This window comes from Marinoscillum sp. HNIBRBA16962, from assembly GCF_057801515.1.
The window spans coordinates 6,045,912-6,065,734 of sequence record NZ_CM173603.1; the positions used below are offsets into that span (position 1 = coordinate 6,045,912).

Consider the following 19,823-nt stretch of genomic DNA (forward strand, 5'->3'; position numbering starts at 1 on the left):
GTCATAATTAAACATTAATAAAAAGCTATAGGTTGATAACATCAGGCTATTATATTTACCCGATTTTTGCGGACAAAAAAATCACATTTTTCAATTGCAAATCAAATAAAAGGATGATTGAATTAACAGAAGATAACCTTCAGGAAGTAATCACTCAAAATGAAAAGGTCATGGTACAATACGGCGCAGCGTGGTGTGGTAACTGCCGCCTGACCAAACCTAAGTTCAAACGCATGGCTGGCGAGCATGAGGATGTACAGTTTGTCTATGTGGATGCTGAAAAACTGCCTAACTCAAGAAACCTGGCACAGATCAAAAACCTGCCAACCTTTGCCAGCTTTAAAAATGGCCAGCTGGTAAATCAATTTGAAGGAAATAAAATTGATAATGTAAAAGAGCTTGTCAATGAGATTGCCAGTAATTAAGCATATAGTAGAGTTTATCAACGAAAATGACGAGGACTGGGTCATAGAGACCATTGAGCTTTTGGAGCACCTGTCTGAAGCAAAAGGGATCAAAGATGAGGAGCTGGATGTGATTGGCGAGCTGCTTTCTAATCTCTATGGCTCACTGGAGGTCCACAAAGACGTAAAAAAAGGCAAGCCTCAAAAGGAAGCGCTGAATGCCTTCATGGAGCGTGTTATGGGATCTATAAATTAACGTGAAGTCGACGTAAGCACTTTAATAAAAAACAAAAAAAGTCATTCAGAGGCTCGCAGGGCTGTTTGCGAGCTGGAAGCCCTGCCTATGCCGGCAGGCAGGCGTGGAATCTCTTCGATTTTGAAAGACTCCACGCCTTTCCCTCCACACTACCAACAAGAAAAAGCTCTGAGCCGCAGTGGAACTGGGACGGTTAGATAGGTTTTTTGTTTTTTATTATATCGAACTGAGGTTGAATTAGAACTTCATTAAGCTGCCGTTACCCCGGCAGCTTTTCTTATCCTTTAGCCAAAAAATTAGTCAGAACTTCTCGTTTAAGAGGTTTGGTAAAATAATTGATTACCTGCCTGAAGCCTAAAGAGCGGCGAATGTCCTGTGGAGAAATGGAAGAACTAAGCATGATCACATGCACCTTCATTTTAAGCTTTGACAGAGCATCCAAAAACCCAAATCCATCCATCCCCGGCATATTTATATCCAGCAATATCAGGTCAGGTGGATTATCTTTAAGTTTACTCAGAGCCTCCCTGGCGTCTCTAAAATCTTTTATATCCCAACTTTCATCAAGCTTTTTAAGCAAGACCTTGCTAATCAGATTTTGTGTGGCATCATCATCTATCAGCCAGATAGAAGTCAGCTGTGAAAGACGGTCTCTACTATCCGCGGGCTGGTCCATTTCCCCCTGATTCAAAATCTCATTTATTTGGTGGACCGTGGTTTCTATTTCTTCACCAGACTCTTCAATGATATTCAATCCTTCTTCCAGATTCAATTCACCTGACTTTATCAGGGGAAATATGCTTTGGATGATGGAAAGCTTCCTGCGGATCTCATGAGAATTTAACCGATCCAGGTTGCGTATCTTCAGACGCTCCTTATTTAGCTCATTCTGAAGGTCTCCAAGCTGATTGATCAGCCCCGCTTTTTTCTTCTCCGCTGCCTTTATGCTTTTGAGAAGCACCTCATGGTCCACAGGTTTGATGAGGTAATCATCAGCCCCTAACTCCATGCCCTCCCTCAGATCTGCCATGCTGGATTTTGCGGTAAGAAATATAAAAGGTACAAGGTCTAAAAGGTCAGTTTTTCGCAACTCCGTAAGCACCTCGTACCCATTGATGCCTTTCATGTTGATATCACAAAGGATTACATCCGGACACTCGCGAAAGGCCTTGCCGATGCCCGTCTCACCATCAGCAGCCTGTATCACTTCATATCCGGAAATTTCCAGAATATCCGAAAGGCTCTCCCTCAGATTTGGCTCGTCTTCAATAAGCAGTAATCGTTTCATTCCTTCTCATCTCATTTATCAAAAAGGATCTCATAGGTAGTGCCAGACCCCGGACAGGTGTCTAAGTGCACCGTACCCCCAACAGCTTCCATCCTTGACTGAATGTTTTTCAAACCGTACCCCTTACGAATTTCCTCCACTTCAAAACCAACTCCATCATCCAAAATGACCAGGCTGATCTTTTCATTCTCTTCAGTAAGATGAATAAACAGCTTATTTGCCTTTGAGTGTTTGATGGCATTGTTGAGGATCTCCATCACCACTTTCAAAAGGTGATGTGCTTTCTCTCTTTCTATATATCCTTCCAGTTCATTTTGAAAGCTGATTTGAAAGCCTACATAAGTTGAAATCCGTTCAAGCACTTTGCTGAGCCTTTCCTGGAAGGAAACCCCCTCCGGAAGATTGACTATATCCAGCTCCAGTATGATCCGAAGTTGAGACATAGCCAGCTTGATATAATCCAGGCTGTCTTCAATCTCCCTGATATCAACCTTATCTTTCACTTTATCCCGATAATTGGTCAATTTCATCTGCACACCCAAAATGGTTTGCTGCAGTGTATCGTGCAAATCATTTCGTATTCTGTCATTCTCCTGCTTATGACCATAGTGAAGCAGCTCTGTATGCTTATCCAGCCTGTTACAGATCGTCCTGAACAGCTCATTGTTACTGACTGGTTTGATGAGGTAATCATCAGCCCCTAACTCCATGCCCAGCCGAAAGTCCTCTCTATGTCCTTTAGCGCTCAGAAACACAAATGGGGTCTTCCTGATCATTTTATTTTCACGGATAGCTTTCAGCACTTCCAGTCCTGACATTCCGGGCATCATGATGTCACAAAGTATCAGATCAGGATTTTCTTCTATAGCCATTGAAAGGCCCGCTGCTCCATCATAAGCTACTTTGACATCAAAGCCTTTAATTTTCAGGATGTCAGATACTGTTTCTGCTATATTTTGCTCATCGTCTATGACGAGTATTTTTTTTCTTGATTCCATCAGTTCATTTATAAAACAGGAAGGTCCACACAAAACTCTGTTCCAGTTTTCCTTCGTTTATTCAAAAAAATAGTTCCTCCACTCAGCTGTATAAATTCTCGTGCTACTGCTAATCCCAGTCCGGTACCAGTAATGTGCTCTGTATTTTGTCCCCTATAAAAAGGTGAGAAAAGCTTTGCATGATCCTCCTCTGAAATACCAAGCCCATAATCCACTATACTTAATCGAATTTTATCAGGCTTAAATACAAGGTTAACCTCGGGATCTTTCGCATCAGGAGAATATTTGAAGGCGTTTTCTATGAGATTGGTGAGTGCATGCTCTATGAGCTCTTCATCCAGATTCAGTGCCTTCTCCTTTCCACTCACGTTGATTTTAAGCTGACGGTCGTCTGCCTGCTGTGCTTCTACATTTAACTTTATACGCTTGATCAGCGCTACCGGATTTACCGGTTTCAGTTTGGGCTCCAAGGCATTGGACTGAACCTTACCCATTGCCATGATATCGTCCATGAGGGTAACAAGTCGCTCTATTTCCGACTTGGTACGCCGCACAACTTTCCCTACTACATGCGCATCCGGTTCTGAGAGCTCCAAAAGCTGCATATTGAAGCTGATCACTGAAAGTGGTGTGCGAAACTGGTGAGAGGCCATTGCTACAAACTGGGATCTCATCTCCGAAAGTTCTTTCTCTTTCCTGATGCTCTTCAATGTTTCCTCCTCTGCCTTTTTCTTAGCCGTAATATCATTAATAATGACAGTGAGCCACTGCTTACCATCCTGGCTGACAAAGGTTCTGAAGCTGGCTTCCCACCAAAGCTCCTGACCCTCAGGGCCAAACCTGTATATCTTATTATCGATACTTTTCTTCAGTAAAGCATCCCGGCACAACTGTTCTGTCAGAAACCCTTTAGATGAATCACCCTTCCAGATCTCTCCAACCTTTCTTCCTAAAAATTCATCAGGTTTCCTGTCCAGCTTATCCGGATCATTACAAAATACTTCCCTGAACCTTAGCTGATCATCAATGACAAATACGATATTCTCCATGGAGTTTACCATGGCCTCAAGGTTTACCAGGTTCTTAGATAATTCTTCTTCGGCATGCTTTAGGTCAGTGATGTCATAAGCACAACCAATAATCCTTCGGGGTTCATCATTCATACACTCCACATTGCCATGGGTGGCTATGTACTTGTACCCTCCATTTCGCTGCCTAACCCTGTATATCAGATTGTGCCATTCCCTGTTCTTTAATGCTTCCTTAAACTTCTCAAGTACAAAATCCCTTTCCTCCGGATGAATACGGGCAATGAAGGTCTCGAATGAGTCTATCTCAGATACGCTGGAAACCTCCATAATACCCAGATACTCCGTGGAAAACATGTGATCGCCTTCACCGGTCATATCATATTCCCACCAGCCCATTTTAGCCACCTTTTGTGCCACCTCAAGCCTTTGCTGAGTCTCTCTGAAATCGGTTACATCGTATACCGTTCCGAATAACCTGGAAGGCTTCCCTTTCTGAAAATCTACCCGCGCATTACTGGTGATGTATTTATAGCCCCCCTTCTTACATCTTATTCGATTGACAAGACCATTCCATTCGCCCTTCTTAAGTGCAGTTTGCAAACTTTGCTTTACTAACTCCAGATCATCGGGATGAATTAAATCGTAAAAATCGTCTAAGGTAGAAATATCTTTTTCACTTGAGATCTCAAAGATCTCCATCTGCTCCGGTGAGTACTTATGATCCCCCTTTCCTGTCAGGTCAAACTCCCACCAACCCATTTTAGCGATCTGTTGTGCCTGTTCTAATTTCAACTGAGTCTCCTTCAGAGAGGTGATATCCATATTGGTACCAATTATTTTAATCGGCTTATCTCCATTGAAAATAACCCTCCCACTGGTCAGGACATAAGTATATCCACCACTTTCTTTCAGATACCTTAGCTCTTTATTGACCCAGCCTTCTTTAAGCTCCTGGAGATCCGTATATAGCCAGGCACGATCATCGGGATGTACCCTTTCCACATATTGATCAAAAGGTAACGGACCATCCCTACGATCCACTCCCATTATATCATAGGTAGTGTCTGAGCATAAAACCTCTCTGGTAGTCAGGTCAACCTCCCACAAACCTAAACGAGCTATCTTCTGCGCTTCCTCCAGGAGGGTGGAAGTTTCCTTCATCCTGGAAATGTCTTTCATCGTACCAATTAACTTTACAGGGCGGTCCCCATTCCATACAAAGTGCCCGCTACTGAGAAAATAACCGTAGGTGCCATCTGGCAGTTTGTGTCTCGTTTCTTTGTTGTGCCAGCCTTTTCGCATTTGCTCATCGCTACTCATTGCCCCCAGTACCTTGTCCCGGTCTTCCGGGTGGATCGTGGTAAAAAAAGTGTCAAAACACGGCCGGTCTTTTCCTTTTCTCAGCCCCAGCAACTCATACATAGAGTCAGACCAGATATCGTCTTCATCAGTGACAAGGTTTGCCTCCCACCATCCTAAGCGAGCAATTTCCTGTACCAACTCCAAACGCTTTTCAACAAAACGACTGTCACTGATATCCTGAGACGTCCCGTGATATCTAATCGGGAACTCATTTTCATATTCTATCCTGGAGTTAACCAACACGTGCTTAACTCCAGAAACTGTCAGATGCCTGATCTCGAGATTCTTGACTTCTTTTTGGCCTGCCAGCTTTTCAATAAACTGGTCCCGGTCATCCGGGTGTATATATTCCAGGATCTTTTCTATTGTTGGCTGAAAATCATAAGGTAGCTCCATCAGGTCATACATCCCCTGTGACCATTGTATCTCTCCGGTCCGAAGGTCCATTCCCCAGGAGCCAATTTTCGCTACATCCTGTGCCTGGTGGAGTTGTTCCTCCTTGATCCTCAGCTGCTCCATGGCAAGCTTTTGCTCGTGAATGTCCTTAACAAAGCAGAGTAAATAAAGATTGTCTTCTCTGATCACAGAAGCACTGACCTCTATCCACCGGTATCCGGATGACTTTGTAAGCATTTTTCTGTGCTGAACGAGGGATTCCAGTTCTCCTGAAAGGATCCTTGCTGCGTTTTTACTAAACCGCTCAATATCCTCCGCGGGAGTAAGGTCCAGAATGCTGAGCGTGTCTAACTCCTCCCGGGTATACCCGGTCAGCTCCAGAAATGCTTTGTTTACTTTTTTGAAGTCACCAGCTGTGTCCAGTATAAATATGCCGGCTGCCTTATTTTCAAAGATGTGATCAATCCAATCAGGCGATAGACTAAATTCATCTGTTAATGCCTCTGCCTCTCCGGATTTTAAGTTTGTGCTATCATGTAATTGATTTGCTCCCATCCTGCCCCACTTCTGATTTTACACCTTAATTCTAACCAGGATGGGATTTGATCTATTGTTTTTTTCGACAGATGGTGCTAAACCTTAGTTTTCCTGAGAAGATCATGATAAACCAATAGGTTTTGTCAATACATGCTGATCGCTATGATTTTAGCTCTTTCATATGGATCTTCTTTATCAAACCTTCGGACTTGACACGGGCATATACTCCACTGTGTGTGGTTTGAAAACCGAGGATTTCCACTCCCGGTTCATTTTGCCATTGGGGATGTTTTATGGCTTTTGAAAAAGCTCCTTTACCAGGATCCCACTTTTTGTAGTAGAGGTAGCTTTCCGATTCTCCGGGCTTGATCAGGTTGAAGTAAATTTGGGTCTTATCAGGCGAAACAAGGCGATTAATAACCTTCGGGCTTTGATCTAATATCTTTTCTTTCATGACTTGTTAATCCTTTTATGGAAACGGCTTTTTGTTTGCGGTGATCACTCCGCCATAAGCAGATTTCTAATCCATGAAAAAGGATTAGGGGGTTTGGCGGAGATTTCACCAAATCACCATTTCTGATGATTTGATAAAGCAAATATCAATACTATAATCCTGCTAAACCATTTATAATCGGTCAAATGAAATATTCCATCGATCAAAGAGCTCAAAGAAAAAATTTCTTTTAAGGTTATTTATTTTCCTACGCTTCATATAAATTTGCAATCCTTTTGAAAACGATCAGAAGGGGAAAATAAGCGAGAGTAGCTCAGCTGGTAGAGCACGACCTTGCCAAGGTCGGGGTCGCGGGTTCGAATCCCGTCTCCCGCTCAGGGTCCTGGTGAATACGCCGGGACTTATTTTTTTGTGGCTACCTCAATGTAGCAGGAAATCCACTAGCTAAAACAGCTAGCATCTACTTTGGTAGATGGAGGCCCGCTCACCTCCACGATGTTTCTGTGAGTAAAGGTGGTGAAATAAAGTATTGAAAAATTCCAGCTCATAAGAGTTGGCATCTATATGAGTAGATGAAGGCCCGGGTGGTGGAATTGGTAGACACGCAGGACTTAAAATCCTGTGACCCTTAAAGGTCGTACGGGTTCAAGTCCCGTCCCGGGTACGTTAAAAGCTAGGCTTTGTAAAAAAGTCTGGCTTTTTTTATTACCTCCTGCTGGATTTTTCATTTCCCGCAAGATACTGTGAAAGCTTGTCAGCTAAATAGTAGACACGCAGGGCTAGCCGCCCGCGACTTAAAATCCTGTGACCCTTAAAGGTCGTACGGGTTCAAGTCCCGTCCCGGGTACGTATAAGCCTGATAATCGATTGATTGTCAGGCTTTTATATTTTTTAGGTGGCGAATTTGGAGGCAAAAAGTTTTTTAGAAACTATTTACCGCTTTGCAGTATTGCCTCTACAGCATCTGCTATATCTCTTGCATAGTGGGCAATTCTTTCTCCTGCAACATCAGAAGGATCTTTAGTGGTTTCAATTAGCATTGGACTTATTGCAACAGCAACATCCATTACAACTTTTTGTGGTGTAATTGAGTTGGTTTAATTTAGAACTATGAAAGATTTTAAGGATAGTATCCGTAAAAAAATCAATGTGGTGGAAGCCAAGATGGAATTCCTTCGCGACGGCCAGGCACAACTGGCTGACGCATTTCATGAATTTGCGGAAGAAATTGATGCCTATATTGAACATCAAGCCGACAAAAATGAAGAATTTGATAAGAGGCTAAGGGCGTTAGAAAATAAGTAGGTTTTTTAGAGACTTTATACCTCAACAACCGCATCCCCCCTAAACCTCAAATGCTCTCCACGATCCACATACCCCAATTGATTGGTACAAACCATGGTCTCGTTGATACGGAATGGCGCCATGTTCCAGTGATTGTGGCCATGGATCCAGCAGTCTATACTGAAGTCATAAAATAACCTTTCCAGATCCACATGAAATGCGTCATTTACGCTGGCTGCAAAATCGTACTGACAACGCTCCGGCATGAAAGGCACATGATGCGAGACAACCACAGTCTTGCCCTTAAACGGTTTTGCCAGCTCTTTTTCCAGGAAAAGTAATGCTGACGCATGGCATTTATTATGCTGCCAAACTCTAAATTGCTCTCCGTCATAAACTGACTGCCTGAAGTCATTCATCATCTGCTCCACATAAAAAGACCGTTGAGGCTCTACACTGGTCCACAGAGTAGTAAATAAGACCCTCACATCATCCTGATAGACGACCTGATTATTAAGATAAGATACATTGGGCCGGATTTCCTTTTTGAAGGTTGGCACCACATCCTTGATATCAAATGACCGTTGATAAAACTCGTGGTTCCCCGGAGTTAGGTATACCTTTTCAAACTGATCGGAAATGGTATCAAAAAATGGATTGGACGTCCAAAAATTATCCAGATAGGTAATGTCTCCGGCCAGGATCAATACCTCACCTATTGGCTCCAGGGGATTCTGAGCCATAAATGCATTATTGGATTCAAACTCCAAATGTAGATCTGACGCGTATTGAATAGTCATATTAATGGATCATCTGGCTGACTCGTACTTCATGGTTCATTTAAGCACTATAAAGAAAAATCCTGTTTCCCGAAAAATCGAGCTGTAAAGTTACTGTTAACTATATGTGATTTATTGACCTCTGAAGTATTCTATGATTTTTAATTTTACCTATAAAAAATTTTATAATTCTAATATAATACAACCGTAAAAACCTTCATATTAAAATAATGTCAATAAATTATTTTGTTTCTATGCTTTCAATACTATATTTATACTAGCGGATTTTTCAATTTCAGAACCAGCCAATGAACAGCAACTTAGATAGAATAGCTTCAGATCACGAGGTGGGAGTGAAGAGACTTAGCAAAAAAGAGTTAAGGGTGGGATTAGAGTGCTCACGTCGTGTAAGAACTCATATCAAGAAACAGGTAAACAAGGAAGCAGGAAGCAGGTATTTTTATAACCTCTTGGTGCTGGAAACGATCATCAGAAGTTATGAAAAGGCATTGGAAGAACTGCCTGAAGAAAAGCCCAAAGTTACCCGGCCTTTGAAAAGAGATCGGGTTCGGATTATTGTGTAGTATTTTTTAATCTGGTTTTATATGAATATGCTAAGGCGGCAATTATGCTCCTTAGCATTTTTTCATTCTTTCCCTTTCAGTATCTCCTTCATTTCGTTGACTTTGAGTAGGGCCTCTACAGGAGAAATGGTATTGACATCTACCTCCCTCAGCATCTTCATTACCTTCTCAAATCTCGGGTCTGACTCAAACAGATTCAGCTGAAACTGACTGCTGGGCAACTCAGCCAGTTTTTCTTTCTCACCTTCAGAAAGTTTGTCCACTTCCAAATGCTTCAAGATCTCATTAGCGCGGATCACAATCTGGTTGGGCATGCCGGCCATCTGTGCCACGTGGATCCCAAAGCTGTGCTCACTGCCGCCCGGTTGTAACTTACGGATAAAAATGACCTTATTATCCAGTTCCTTTACAGCCACATTGAAGTTTTTCACCCGGGGCAGATCATTCGTCAGCTCGTTGAGCTCATGATAGTGAGTGGCAAAAAGTGTTTTTGCTTTATACTGTGGATGGTTGTGTAAAAACTCTACGATAGACCAGGCAATGGAAATGCCATCGTAAGTGCTGGTCCCCCGGCCGATCTCGTCCATCAGCACCAGCGAGCGGTTGCTTAAATTGTTGAGGATGCTAGCCGTTTCGGTCATTTCTACCATAAACGTAGACTCTCCACGTGAAAGATTGTCCGAAGCGCCCACCCGCGTAAACACTTTGTCGATCAGGCCTATCCGCGCATAGCCGGCAGGCACAAAACATCCGATCTGGCTCATCAGTACGATAAGAGCTGTTTGCCTGAGCAACGCAGACTTACCGGCCATATTTGGTCCGGTGATGATCATGATCTGCTGAGACTGGTCGTCAAGAAAAACATCATTGGGAATATAATCCTCCTCAGGTGGCATGTTCTGCTCAATGACCGGGTGACGCCCCGCTTTGATATCGAGTGAAAACTCCTCCGAAATGGAGGGTTTTATATAGCTATTTCGCTTAGATAAAAATGCGAAAGACGCCAGGCAATCCAATGTGGCAATAATCCTGGCATTTTGCTGGATCACATCGATATATTCCGCAGCAAATGATACCAGCTCCAGATACAGTTTGTGCTCTATCACAAAGATCTGGTCTTCAGCCTTCAGGATCTTTTCTTCATAAACTTTAAGCTCCTCTGTAATATACCGCTCGGCATTCACCAGGGTCTGCTTACGAATCCACTCCTGCGGTACTTTGTCTTTATGGACATTGGTCACTTCCAGGTAGTACCCAAAAACTTTATTGTAGGCAATCTTTAATGAAGTGATCCCGGTTTTTTCCATCTCGCGTTCCTGAATGCCTTTCAGGTAATCTTTGCCAGAGTATGCAATCTTCCGAAATTCGTCCAGCTCTTCGTTTACACCATCCTTCATCACATTGCCTTGCGTGGCATTGATGGGCACCTCTTCTCTCAGCTCATTTTCAATCCGCTCCAGCAGCGCAGAGCAGTCATTGAGCTGGTCCAGGTGTGTTTTGAAGCTCTCACTTGTGGACTGGCTGAGTTGTTCTTTGATCGGCCCGATCTGCCTCAGACTTTTTTTCAGCTGTAACATCTCGCGCGGGTTGATACGGCCGGTAGCTACTTTGGAGATCAATCGCTCCAGATCACTGATCTGCTTCAGGTGAGCCGATACTTCATTGAGTAGCTCATCTTCTTCGATAAACGCCTCAACGGTATGGAGTCTCCGCTCTATCTGATCTTTATTTTTAAGTGGCAGCACCAGCCACTTTCTCAAGAGCCGACTCCCCATAGGTGTGCTTGTGCCGTCCAGCACATCGATCAGGGCTGTTCCGTCTGGTTGTGAGGGGTTGATCAGCTCCAGGTTTCGGATGGTAAACTTATCCAGCCACACGTATTGCTGCTCATCAATCCGGGAAAGGTTGTTGATGTGACGGACTTCTTTATGCTCGGTTTCTTCGAGGTAAAAAAGTACTGCTCCAGCGGCAATAATCGCAGACTTCATCTCCTCAATACCGTAGCCCTTCAGGTTAGCTGTGTTGAAATGCCTGGTTAGCTTTTCATAGCCATACTCCAGGCTAAAGATCCACTCTTCAAGATTGAAGTTGATGAAATTGTGGCCAAGCGTCCGCTCAAATCGCTCTTTCTCATTCTTTGAAAATATGATCTCTGATGGCTGGAAGCCCTGGATCAGTTTCTCTACATAATCCGCATTTCCCTGGGCCACAAAAAATTCGCCCGTTGAAAGATCCAGAAATGCCACTCCGTTATCCTTATCTCCATAATGAATGGCTGCCAGGAAGTTATTCCTTTTTTGCTCCAGCACATTATCATTCATGGAAAGACCGGGCGTGACCAGCTCCGTCACACCGCGCTTCACGATTCCTTTCACAGCTTTAGGGTCTTCCAGCTGATCGCAGATAGCTACCCGGTTACCCGCACGCACCAACCGTGGCAGATACGCATCCAGCGAATGATGAGGAAATCCGGCCAGCTCGATGTGTGAAGCGGCACCATTGGCACGTTTTGTAAGGACAATGTCAAGCACCTTGCTTGCTTTGATGGCATCCTCGCCAAATGTCTCATAAAAATCCCCCACACGAAACAACAATAATGCTCCCGGATACTTTGCCTTGATGGCATTGTACTGCTTCATGAGCGGGGTTTCACTGCTTTTTTTGGATTTCGCCATCCTGGAGATTGGTGGTAGTTTTGAAACGGAATTTAAATGCAATAATAAGCAAAGCAAAAAAGCTAAACTTATTGAAAAAGGAATTAAATGAATTTATTAATTTTGTACAGAATAACGTACATAATAATCCTTTATGAGAACGACCACTTTGACAGATTTCAGGAAAAACCTAAAAGCCGATATGGACAAAACCCTGGAGGATCATGATATACTGATCATTAATCGAAAGGGGAACAAAGACATGGTCATGTTATCTCTGCAAGATTACGAATCACTCAAGGAAACTGCCTACTTACTAAGTAGTCCCGCCAATGCCAGGCACCTCTTTGAATCTATGCGGCAAGCCGAAGAAGGCAAAGTGATTCCCAAATCGCTAAAAGATCTGGGTATAGAATGAAGCTGAGTTTTACGGAAAATGGCTGGGCGGATTATCAATACTGGCAAAAAACTGACAAAAAAATAGTCAAACGGGTTAATGAGCTTATCAAAAGTATTTTAAGAACTCCTTTTGATGGTATAGGAAAACCGGAGCCACTCCGTTTTGACAAAAAAGGTCATTGGAGCAGAAGGATCAATCAAGAGCAGCGCCTTGTCTATAAATATGATGAAAGTGGTCTTTTGATCATTTCATGCAGATTTCATTATCAGTAAGATGCGAAAACTTAAAAACGAAGAGCTAGATCGCCTGGAACCGGAAGCATTTAAAAAAGCGGAAAAATTGAATGCATGCATTGTCCTGGACGATATTCGCAGCCTGAATAATGTGGGCAGCGCCTTCCGAACCGCAGATGCATTTCGGGTTGAAAAAATATGGCTTTGTGGCATTACTGGAAAACCTCCACATCGTGATATCAATAAAACCGCCCTCGGAGCGACAGAAACGGTAAACTGGGAGCATAAAAAAGACATTAACAGTCTGATTGATGAGCTGAAATCAGATGGATGGACTATCTGCTCAGTGGAGCAAGCCGATCAGAGTACTTCGCTTAATGAATTCTTGCCTGAACCAAATCAAAAATATGCTTTTGTGTTTGGAAACGAAGTGTTTGGGGTGAAAGAAAAAGTGGTGAAAGCATCGGATATAGTTCTGGAAATACCCCAATTCGGATCTAAGCACTCTCTAAATATTTCGGTCTCTGTAGGGGTAATTGCCTGGGATTTTGTAGCCAAGACTAAAGCATTCCTATAGCAAGCATTAGTCTCTTTTAAAATGATGCGTTTTTCGGAATACCTGAAACGTTAAATACTTTCCGAACTCACTACACTGCCTCCGGCTTCTATCAACTCTTTCTTAAGCTCGTCAAACTTATCCGGATCTAAAGGACGAGTGGCATCATCTACTAAAACGGTCTTAAACCCTTCCTGCACAGCGTCCTTTGCAGTGAAATACACACAAAAATCTCCTGCTAGTCCGGTGACATAAACTTCACCAATCCCACGGCCTTTTAGATAGTCTGTCAGGCCCGTTTTCTTCTTATGCTTATTGTCATAAAAGGCTGAGTAGCTGTCTATTTTTGGGTCTGTACCCTTTCGGAAAATCGCCTCGATCCTACCAATATGAAGTTTCTTTGATAACTCAGATCCAGTGGTGCCCTGCACGCAGTGATCAGGCCACATCACCTGCTCTTCACCATCCAGCTCCCCCATTTCAAAAGGTTTTTTCCCTCCGTGGTTGGAAGCAAAGCTCCCATGGTTCTGCGGGTGCCAGTCCTGTGTAGCCACCACCAGGTCAAATTTCTCCTGGAGCCGGTTGATCACAGGGATGATCTCGTCCCCGTTTCTGACCTCCAATGCTCCTCCCGGCAAAAAATCGTACTGTACGTCCACTATCAATAAAGCCTTCATAGTTAGCTGCTTTTCACGTTCTTTATAATCTGATCTCTTAACCGTTTTAACTCCTCACTGATACTGACTTTGTAGGTATGCGGATTTTCAAATCGCTTGTACTCATCAGGCAGTAGCTCCAATCGTTCGCTTGCGAATGTGCTGATCTCCTGAACGGAACGCTTCGCCCGGGTCCGTTTACCATTTTCCATTACCGAATGAAGTAAGGGCTCCCTGGAATATCCCGAAGCATCAAAAAACTTATCCGGATAAATCGGATGATAAGCCATCCCTGATTTTGACTCATTTTCAAGCTGTACCACATCTGCATAAAAGCCCTCCTGATCACTCAGCCGGGTTACCCTTTTCCTTCCTGGCAAAGTGATTTTCTCAATGTTTTCAGAGAGTTTGATCCTTGGCTGATCATCACTCATGGCCAGCTTATACACACCGTCAAGTGCGGCATCCGGCTGGCCGGTGACTAAAGAGGTACCTACGCCAAATACATCGATAGGGGCTCCCTGATCAAATAAACTTTTAATCAGATGCTCATCCAGCTGATTGGAAACCACAATCTTCACATAGTCTAACCCTGCTTCATCAAGCATCTTTCTCGATCGCTTGCTGAGATACGCCAGGTCACCACTATCCAGACGGATCCCCTTCATTTTATGGCCTCTCTCCTCCATCTCTTTAGCCACTTTTATGGCATTTGGAACCCCACTTTTTAAAGTGTTGTATGTATCTACCAGCAAAATGCACTTGTCCGGAAAAGCCCGGGCAAATGCTCGAAATGATTCCAGCTCACTTTCATAGGCCATGATCCACGAGTGTGCCTGTGTACCTGCCGGTGTTAGTCCATATTTCAGACCTGCATATACATTGCTGGTGCTTACTGCTCCATCAATAGCTGCTGCCCTGGAAGCCTGGATACCACCGTACCCTTGCGCCCTCCTTAGACCAAAGTCTATAACAGATTTTCCGCGTGCTGCATAACAGATCCGGGCGGCCTTGGTAGCAATGAGCGATTGAAAATTCAGTACATTCAGTAAAAAGGTTTCTACCAGCTGAGCTTCCAGGATGGTGCCATCCACCCGTAAAACCGGGGCTCCGGGAAAGACCAGATCACCTTCCTGAACAGCATGGATCGCTCCTCTGAATTCAAAGTCTTTAAGGTATTCAACAAATCGTTTATCCAGCCCTGTCTCTTCCTGTAGAAACCTCAGACCATCTTGCTCAAACCGGAAGTTTTCCAGCCCGTCCAGAACTTCTTCAAGCCCGGCAAACAAGGTAAAACCACCTCCAAAAGGATTTTTTCGAAAAAAATAGTCAAAGGTAGCAGGAGTCTTATGTCGATCATTCAGATAATAACCCTGAGCCATAGTCAGCTCATAAAAATCCGTGTATAGCCCTAAATTCTGAGTGATCAGTGACATGTTCCTGCCTTTGTTGTTGCAACAGGAAAGTTAGGGTATTGTTGAGGAAAAACGAATGACTTTCGGCAGTCCGGTGATGGCTACCTCATGCAAGCTGCTCTGCTAAGACTTTCAGTCCTTCTTCGAATGAATGCGGCCTGAAACCCAGCACTGTCTTTGCTTTCGTGATATTAAACCCCGTCTTTGGCGGACGCTTTCCGGGCTGAGTAAAAGTAGATGCGTCCACGGGAGTAATAAGCCCCTTGTCCAGGTTAAAAAACTCAGCGGTTTTTACGGCAATGTCATACGGGGTTAGCGTCTCATCTCCCGAGATATGAAAAATGCCCTCATGCCGATCCCTCACAATCAGCCGACAGCCTTCAGCCAGATCCTCCGCAAGAGTAGGGGTCCTGTACTGATCGTTGACTACCTTGATGGTCTGGTTTTGTTCCAGGCTCTTCTTCACCCAAAGGATAATATTGGACCGGCTCATATCGTGCGCAACACCATAAACAAGCACGGTCCGGACGATGGCCCATTTTAGTTGGCTGGCCTGAACCAGCTGCTCAGCTTTCAGTTTACTTTCTCCATAAAAGCTGATGGGATTTGGTATCTCAGATTCGTTAAGGGAAAGTTTCGTTCCGTCAAAGACGAAATCCGTAGACAAGTACAGGAAAAACACATTCTGACCCTGACAAGCTTTGAGAAGGTATTCCGTAGCTGTGACATTAACTGCCCGGCACGCTTCCCTGTTTTGTTCGCACTCATCTACCTGGGTCATTGCGGCACAGTGAATGACTACTTCAGGCTTAGAAGCATCAATTAACTTTTTTACCTGTGTTTTATTGGTAAGATCCGCTGAAAGGTAGGTGTATCGCTCTCCTTCCGGGTTCCGGTCAGGCCCCCTTCCCGTAGCATACAGGGTAACTTCAGGCGCCAACAGCTTCACGAGCTTCTGACCGAGTAAGCCATTGGCGCCGGTTACGAGAACTCTCATGGATTACTCCGGATATTCATATCCGTACTTCTCTGTAATTTGCTTTTTAGGAACCATTTCCACATCCATAGTGATGTAGGTGTCTTTTACTGGTTTACTGCCATTCTTCATCACACCAGCTATTTTATCAATTACTCCAAGGCCTTCCACAACTCTTCCAAATATGGTGTATTCATTATCCAGGTGTGGAGCGCCATCTGTCGTTGTATATAATTCCAGTCTCTTCGGATCTACGTCAACACCGACATCTATACCCATCTCCTGTTCTACATATCCCTTGCAATCCAGGGCCAGCTGATTCATCGCCTGGCCATCACCTTGCTGCTGAAGCTCAACAAACATCTGACGAAGGCTGTCATATTGGTCATCCTGAAGCATCTGACTGATGGCCTGATTCAACTTGTACTGGTCCGTTGTAAGTTCCTTCTCAGTAAACTTGCGGCCGTCGATGATATAAAACTGGGCACCGGAAGATTTCTTTTCAGGATTTACCTGATCACCCTGACGAGCAGCAGCCAAAGCTCCTTTGGTATGATAAAAACCATCGACTATCTCAGCAGGTATTCTATCCTCAGCAGGTTCCTGGCTGCCCTCTTTGGCATAAACATCCCCACCCTGGATCATGAAATCTTGCATGACCCTATGCCACGTGGTACTGTCATATGCTCCGGACCTGGCCAGCTCAATGAAGTTTTTCTTATGCAATGGAGTCTCTTCATATAATATAGCCTTCATGTCGCCATATTCGGTATGAATAGTCACTACATAATCCTTATTACTGTTGCAGGCGGACAATGCGACCATGAGCACAAAAGCTGCTATAACTAGTTTTTTCATCAGTCTATTGGTTTTTCTTATTGATTTTGATTTCAAAGATAACCGATCGTTTGGAGACTCAAACCTGGATTTGTCAACACAAATCCCGAGGGGTCGACGATCCCGACAATAAACGTCGGGATCGTCGAGGTTAACCCCGTGACGTAAAGTCAGGGTGTGACTGAAACGTCATCACCTGACAAAAAGTGGAGTATCAAACAATAAATCCACTTTTTCGTCAAACCTGTACTGACCCTAAGCGTCAGTATTGTCATTTTCCAATGACAATTTTGGGTCAAAGCTCACGACGAATTGCAGCTAAAATGCTACCTCCGCCTGCAGAAAGTACTTCATCAGCTAGTTTTTCTCCCACGGCTTTAGGATCAATTCCTGTAATGGATTTAACTATTCGCTCCGAGCCATCGAGGCTTACGATCCCCCCGGAAATTTTAAGATCATCACCATTTAAGTGAGCCAAAGCAAAAACCGGTATACTGCAACCACCCTCCAACTTAGCCAGGTAGGCTCTTTCGGCCAAAAGCCTCTTCTCCGCCTGATTATCATTTACCAGGTCACGGATGGCGGATCTTTTTTCACCAGACAGGGATTCATGAGCCTCCACAGCTACGCTCCCCTGACCAACAGCCGGGATGAATTTTTCTAAAGGCAGCTCTACCCGAACCATATCATCATAACCCATACGATGTACTCCGGCATAGGCCAGCACCAGTCCATCACACAGCCCATCCTGCATCTTTTTGATCCGTGTTTGCAAATTTCCCCGGACTTCCACTGTTTTCACTTTGGGATAAAAATGCTGAAACAATGCAACTCGCCGGGTAGACGAGGTACCCAGAACTACCTCGGCATTCAGGTCAATGGGTTTGTCGCCAATGATCACATCGTTGACCTTTTCGCGTTCTGTAAAAGCAATGATTTCGAATCCCTCCGGAAGCGTGGATTGCATATCTTTAGCACTGTGCACAGCTATATCAATTGCTCCCGAGCTTAGCTGATCTTCGAGCTCCTCGGTGAAAACCCCTTTGCTGCCAATTTTGGCAATAGAAACATCAAGGACTTTATCTCCTTTCGTTTCCATCAATACCAATTCCGTCGGAATACCTCCGGCTTCAAGCATCTCCGCCACATATTCTGCCTGCCAAAGAGCAAGCTTGCTTTTTCGAGTTCCTATTTTGATTTTTTCTTCCATATTTATTCTAACCGCAGAGAAATCTGATAATCACGCAGAGTTACTCTGAGCATAGTATTTATTTATTAGCCGACGAATACCCCTGTTCTTCAACCTAAATACGTTGATTTGTTATTTGATTTATTTCACCCATCCTTCGATCTCTCTGTGAAACTCTTTGATATCTCTGAGGTTAAAAAATCATGCGTGTTTCTTTGTCCTTCGCTTTTGGTAATTCCGCTCTACATATTCAATGATCTTGCCAGCGATATCTTTTTCAGTGGCTTTTTCAATCCCTTCCAGGCCCGGGGAGCTGTTAACCTCCAGAATCAACGGACCACGGTCAGATTGGAGCATGTCCACTCCGGCTATTTTCAGCCCCATAGTATCCGCTGCTTTAATGGCAGCAGTTTTTTCTGATCGCTTGAGTTTGATCAGCTCTGATGTGCCTCCCCGGTGGAGATTAGACCGAAACTCTCCTTCCTTACCCTGACGCTTCATAGCGCCCACCACCTCACCATCCACTACAAAAGCCCGAATATCTGCCGCCTTGGCTTCTCTGATAAACTCCTGAACGATAATACGTGCTTTGAGTCCGTGAAACGCCTCAATCACAGATTTGGCAGCTTTAATGGTCTCCGCCAACACTACACCCAGCCCCTGGGTACCCTCAAGGAGTTTAATGATCAGTGGCGCTCCACCCAGCCTTTGAACAATCTGTTTTTCTTCTTTCGAATAGTTTGTAAAGGCCGTTCGCGGCAATCCCAACCCCGCCGCAGCCAGCATCTGCATGCTTCGGAGCTTATCTCTGGATCGAGTGATCGCCAGCGACCTGTTGGCACTGAATACATCCATCATTTCAAACTGACGAACGACAGCAGTACCGTAAAAGGTTACAGACGCTCCTATTCTGGGGATAATGGCATCAAAATCCTTAAGAGGTTCACCTTCGTAGTACATTTCCAGGTCATTTCGCTGAATCATCATATCACACTTAAGGTGATCTATGACTTGTACTTCATGACCTCTTTCTTCAGCAGCCTCCACAAGCCTGCGAGTAGAATACAAATCCTTTTTTCTGGATAAAATCCCCAGTTTCATTTATTCATGATTTTTGGTCTGTTCATAAGAAAGATTCTTCTCTGAGACATCTACTATAAAACGATCCTTCAGGAGTTTTCGGCCGAGAAGAATGGGGTTTTTCATTAAACTCCTGTCTGACAGGGAAAATTCGGTCAGATAACTTTTGCCAAACAGGATGATGTGTGTTTTGATAATGTAGCGTATTTCCGACTTACCATTAGAACTTTTAATCGTCTTCTGGGTAAAGAGCTTGGTTTGAAACTTTTTGATCACGGATTTACCCCGGATCTCTATAGGCAGGTAAAAGCTCAGCACTTCATCTTTGACCCTGATCTTTTTACAATGGATAGAAGAGGTGTATGCCCCGGTATCGATTTTAGCTTTTGCGGCTTCTATGCCAAGCTCCGGGAGGTCAACCTTGTCCGAACGTCCTATCACTTTCTTTTTCATA

21 protein-coding genes and 2 tRNA genes are annotated in these 19,823 nt (G+C 44.0%); 9 read left to right on the top strand and 14 right to left on the bottom strand.

Annotated features, from left to right (window positions below; genetic code table 11):
• Positions 1–113 precede the first annotated feature (113 nt).
• Together AC3E9V_RS25190 and AC3E9V_RS25195 are read left to right on the top strand one after the other, a co-directional pair.
• Positions 114–425: a thioredoxin family protein gene (locus AC3E9V_RS25190; protein ID WP_488750941.1), complete on the top strand. Its 312-nt coding sequence runs from the start codon at positions 114–116 to the stop codon at positions 423–425.
• The gene (locus AC3E9V_RS25195; protein ID WP_488750942.1) at positions 406–660 is read left to right on the top strand and encodes a DUF6952 family protein; all 255 of its coding nucleotides are present in this window, start codon (positions 406–408) and stop codon (positions 658–660) included. The genes AC3E9V_RS25190 and AC3E9V_RS25195 overlap by 20 nt, the downstream gene beginning before the upstream one ends.
• Positions 661–937: 277 nt before the next feature.
• On the opposite strand, the gene AC3E9V_RS25200 is transcribed toward AC3E9V_RS25195, so the two are convergent.
• From AC3E9V_RS25200 to AC3E9V_RS25215, 4 genes are all read right to left on the bottom strand, one after another.
• Positions 938–1,948: a response regulator gene (locus AC3E9V_RS25200; RefSeq protein WP_488750943.1), complete on the bottom strand. Its 1,011-nt coding sequence runs from the start codon at positions 1,946–1,948 to the stop codon at positions 938–940.
• An 11-nt stretch (positions 1,949–1,959) separates the two neighbouring features.
• On the bottom strand, positions 1,960–2,946 hold the full coding sequence (locus AC3E9V_RS25205; RefSeq protein ID WP_488750944.1) for an ATP-binding response regulator: 987 nt from the start codon (positions 2,944–2,946) through the stop codon (positions 1,960–1,962).
• A gap of 8 nt (positions 2,947–2,954) precedes the next feature.
• On the bottom strand, positions 2,955–6,290 hold the full coding sequence (locus AC3E9V_RS25210) for a PAS domain-containing sensor histidine kinase (protein WP_488750945.1): 3,336 nt from the start codon (positions 6,288–6,290) through the stop codon (positions 2,955–2,957).
• A 142-nt stretch (positions 6,291–6,432) separates the two neighbouring features.
• Entirely contained in the window at positions 6,433–6,726 is a 294-nt protein-coding gene (locus tag AC3E9V_RS25215) for a hypothetical protein (RefSeq protein WP_488750946.1), read from the bottom strand.
• Positions 6,727–7,028: 302 nt separating this feature from the next.
• On the opposite strand from AC3E9V_RS25215, the gene AC3E9V_RS25220 reads away from it, so the two are divergent.
• Positions 7,029–7,101 (top strand) — tRNA-Gly (locus AC3E9V_RS25220).
• Positions 7,102–7,304: 203 nt separating this feature from the next.
• A tRNA-Leu gene (locus tag AC3E9V_RS25225) sits at positions 7,305–7,390 on the top strand.
• 265 nt (positions 7,391–7,655) lie between these two features.
• On the opposite strand, the gene AC3E9V_RS25230 is transcribed toward AC3E9V_RS25225, so the two are convergent.
• Positions 7,656–7,793: a hypothetical protein gene (locus AC3E9V_RS25230; RefSeq protein ID WP_488750947.1), complete on the bottom strand. Its 138-nt coding sequence runs from the start codon at positions 7,791–7,793 to the stop codon at positions 7,656–7,658.
• Positions 7,794–7,836: 43 nt separating this feature from the next.
• Here AC3E9V_RS25230 and AC3E9V_RS25235 point away from each other — a divergent pair, with 43 nt between their 5' ends.
• Positions 7,837–8,031, top strand: coding sequence for a hypothetical protein (locus tag AC3E9V_RS25235; protein ID WP_488750948.1), 195 nt, complete (start codon positions 7,837–7,839; stop codon positions 8,029–8,031).
• Between the two features lie 14 nt (positions 8,032–8,045).
• On the opposite strand, the gene AC3E9V_RS25240 is transcribed toward AC3E9V_RS25235, so the two are convergent.
• Positions 8,046–8,810, bottom strand: coding sequence for a metallophosphoesterase (locus tag AC3E9V_RS25240; protein ID WP_488750949.1), 765 nt, complete (start codon positions 8,808–8,810; stop codon positions 8,046–8,048).
• Positions 8,811–9,097: 287 nt separating this feature from the next.
• On the opposite strand from AC3E9V_RS25240, the gene AC3E9V_RS25245 reads away from it, so the two are divergent.
• Positions 9,098–9,373, top strand: a complete 276-nt coding sequence (locus AC3E9V_RS25245; RefSeq protein ID WP_488750950.1) for a hypothetical protein — start codon at positions 9,098–9,100, stop codon at positions 9,371–9,373.
• A 62-nt stretch (positions 9,374–9,435) separates the two neighbouring features.
• Here the strand turns inward: AC3E9V_RS25245 and mutS are convergent, their stop codons facing one another.
• Positions 9,436–12,048, bottom strand: coding sequence for a DNA mismatch repair protein MutS (mutS, locus tag AC3E9V_RS25250; protein WP_488750951.1), 2,613 nt, complete (start codon positions 12,046–12,048; stop codon positions 9,436–9,438).
• 133 nt (positions 12,049–12,181) lie between these two features.
• Here mutS and AC3E9V_RS25255 point away from each other — a divergent pair, with 133 nt between their 5' ends.
• From AC3E9V_RS25255 to AC3E9V_RS25265, 3 genes are read left to right on the top strand one after another with little or no spacing between them, the layout of a single operon-like run.
• Positions 12,182–12,445: a type II toxin-antitoxin system Phd/YefM family antitoxin gene (locus AC3E9V_RS25255; RefSeq protein WP_488750952.1), complete on the top strand. Its 264-nt coding sequence runs from the start codon at positions 12,182–12,184 to the stop codon at positions 12,443–12,445.
• Positions 12,442–12,699, top strand: coding sequence for a Txe/YoeB family addiction module toxin (locus AC3E9V_RS25260; protein WP_488750953.1), 258 nt, complete (start codon positions 12,442–12,444; stop codon positions 12,697–12,699). The genes AC3E9V_RS25255 and AC3E9V_RS25260 overlap by 4 nt, the downstream gene beginning before the upstream one ends.
• A gap of 1 nt (position 12,700) precedes the next feature.
• Positions 12,701–13,237 carry an RNA methyltransferase gene (locus tag AC3E9V_RS25265; RefSeq protein ID WP_488750954.1) on the top strand — a complete coding sequence of 179 codons (537 nt, stop codon included), beginning with the start codon at positions 12,701–12,703 and terminating at the stop codon, positions 13,235–13,237.
• A gap of 50 nt (positions 13,238–13,287) precedes the next feature.
• Here AC3E9V_RS25265 and pncA read toward each other — a convergent pair whose 3' ends face one another.
• The 7 genes from pncA to AC3E9V_RS25300 all read right to left on the bottom strand — a co-directional run bounded on the left by pncA (position 13,288) and on the right by AC3E9V_RS25300 (position 19,822).
• Positions 13,288–13,893 carry a bifunctional nicotinamidase/pyrazinamidase gene (gene pncA / locus AC3E9V_RS25270; RefSeq protein ID WP_488750955.1) on the bottom strand — a complete coding sequence of 202 codons (606 nt, stop codon included), beginning with the start codon at positions 13,891–13,893 and terminating at the stop codon, positions 13,288–13,290.
• A 2-nt stretch (positions 13,894–13,895) separates the two neighbouring features.
• Positions 13,896–15,308: a nicotinate phosphoribosyltransferase gene (locus AC3E9V_RS25275; protein ID WP_488750956.1), complete on the bottom strand. Its 1,413-nt coding sequence runs from the start codon at positions 15,306–15,308 to the stop codon at positions 13,896–13,898.
• A gap of 85 nt (positions 15,309–15,393) precedes the next feature.
• Positions 15,394–16,284, bottom strand: coding sequence for an SDR family oxidoreductase (locus tag AC3E9V_RS25280; protein ID WP_488750957.1), 891 nt, complete (start codon positions 16,282–16,284; stop codon positions 15,394–15,396).
• 3 nt (positions 16,285–16,287) lie between these two features.
• Positions 16,288–17,121 (bottom strand): peptidylprolyl isomerase, encoded by an 834-nt coding sequence (locus AC3E9V_RS25285; protein ID WP_488750958.1) that lies wholly within the window; start codon positions 17,119–17,121, stop codon positions 16,288–16,290.
• A gap of 274 nt (positions 17,122–17,395) precedes the next feature.
• Entirely contained in the window at positions 17,396–18,310 is a 915-nt protein-coding gene (hemC, locus tag AC3E9V_RS25290) for a hydroxymethylbilane synthase (RefSeq protein WP_488750959.1), read from the bottom strand.
• A 180-nt stretch (positions 18,311–18,490) separates the two neighbouring features.
• Entirely contained in the window at positions 18,491–19,390 is a 900-nt protein-coding gene (gene rimK / locus AC3E9V_RS25295) for a 30S ribosomal protein S6--L-glutamate ligase (RefSeq protein ID WP_488750960.1), read from the bottom strand.
• A complete protein-coding gene (locus AC3E9V_RS25300; RefSeq protein WP_488750961.1) occupies positions 19,391–19,822 on the bottom strand; it encodes an ATP-dependent zinc protease family protein in 432 nt (143 codons plus the stop codon).
• Between the last annotated feature and the right edge of the window lies 1 nt (position 19,823).

Bases quoted from the DNA above. Each gene is read 5' to 3' on its own strand.
- AC3E9V_RS25190 (WP_488750941.1), top strand. From the start codon at position 114: ATGATTGAATTAACAGAAGATAACCTTCAGGAAGTAATCACTCAAAAT.
- AC3E9V_RS25195 (WP_488750942.1), top strand. From the start codon at position 406: ATGAGATTGCCAGTAATTAAGCATATAGTAGAGTTTATCAACGAAAAT.
- AC3E9V_RS25200 (WP_488750943.1), bottom strand. From the start codon at position 1,948: ATGAAACGATTACTGCTTATTGAAGACGAGCCAAATCTGAGGGAGAGC.
- AC3E9V_RS25205 (WP_488750944.1), bottom strand. From the start codon at position 2,946: ATGGAATCAAGAAAAAAAATACTCGTCATAGACGATGAGCAAAATATA.
- AC3E9V_RS25210 (WP_488750945.1), bottom strand. From the start codon at position 6,290: ATGGGAGCAAATCAATTACATGATAGCACAAACTTAAAATCCGGAGAG.
- AC3E9V_RS25215 (WP_488750946.1), bottom strand. From the start codon at position 6,726: ATGAAAGAAAAGATATTAGATCAAAGCCCGAAGGTTATTAATCGCCTT.
- AC3E9V_RS25230 (WP_488750947.1), bottom strand. From the start codon at position 7,793: ATGGATGTTGCTGTTGCAATAAGTCCAATGCTAATTGAAACCACTAAA.
- AC3E9V_RS25235 (WP_488750948.1), top strand. From the start codon at position 7,837: ATGAAAGATTTTAAGGATAGTATCCGTAAAAAAATCAATGTGGTGGAA.
- AC3E9V_RS25240 (WP_488750949.1), bottom strand. From the start codon at position 8,810: ATGACTATTCAATACGCGTCAGATCTACATTTGGAGTTTGAATCCAAT.
- AC3E9V_RS25245 (WP_488750950.1), top strand. From the start codon at position 9,098: ATGAACAGCAACTTAGATAGAATAGCTTCAGATCACGAGGTGGGAGTG.
- mutS (WP_488750951.1), bottom strand. From the start codon at position 12,048: ATGGCGAAATCCAAAAAAAGCAGTGAAACCCCGCTCATGAAGCAGTAC.
- AC3E9V_RS25255 (WP_488750952.1), top strand. From the start codon at position 12,182: ATGAGAACGACCACTTTGACAGATTTCAGGAAAAACCTAAAAGCCGAT.
- AC3E9V_RS25260 (WP_488750953.1), top strand. From the start codon at position 12,442: ATGAAGCTGAGTTTTACGGAAAATGGCTGGGCGGATTATCAATACTGG.
- AC3E9V_RS25265 (WP_488750954.1), top strand. From the start codon at position 12,701: ATGCGAAAACTTAAAAACGAAGAGCTAGATCGCCTGGAACCGGAAGCA.
- pncA (WP_488750955.1), bottom strand. From the start codon at position 13,893: ATGAAGGCTTTATTGATAGTGGACGTACAGTACGATTTTTTGCCGGGA.
- AC3E9V_RS25275 (WP_488750956.1), bottom strand. From the start codon at position 15,308: ATGTCACTGATCACTCAGAATTTAGGGCTATACACGGATTTTTATGAG.
- AC3E9V_RS25280 (WP_488750957.1), bottom strand. From the start codon at position 16,284: ATGAGAGTTCTCGTAACCGGCGCCAATGGCTTACTCGGTCAGAAGCTC.
- AC3E9V_RS25285 (WP_488750958.1), bottom strand. From the start codon at position 17,121: ATGAAAAAACTAGTTATAGCAGCTTTTGTGCTCATGGTCGCATTGTCC.
- hemC (WP_488750959.1), bottom strand. From the start codon at position 18,310: ATGGAAGAAAAAATCAAAATAGGAACTCGAAAAAGCAAGCTTGCTCTT.
- rimK (WP_488750960.1), bottom strand. From the start codon at position 19,390: ATGAAACTGGGGATTTTATCCAGAAAAAAGGATTTGTATTCTACTCGC.
- AC3E9V_RS25300 (WP_488750961.1), bottom strand. From the start codon at position 19,822: ATGAAAAAGAAAGTGATAGGACGTTCGGACAAGGTTGACCTCCCGGAG.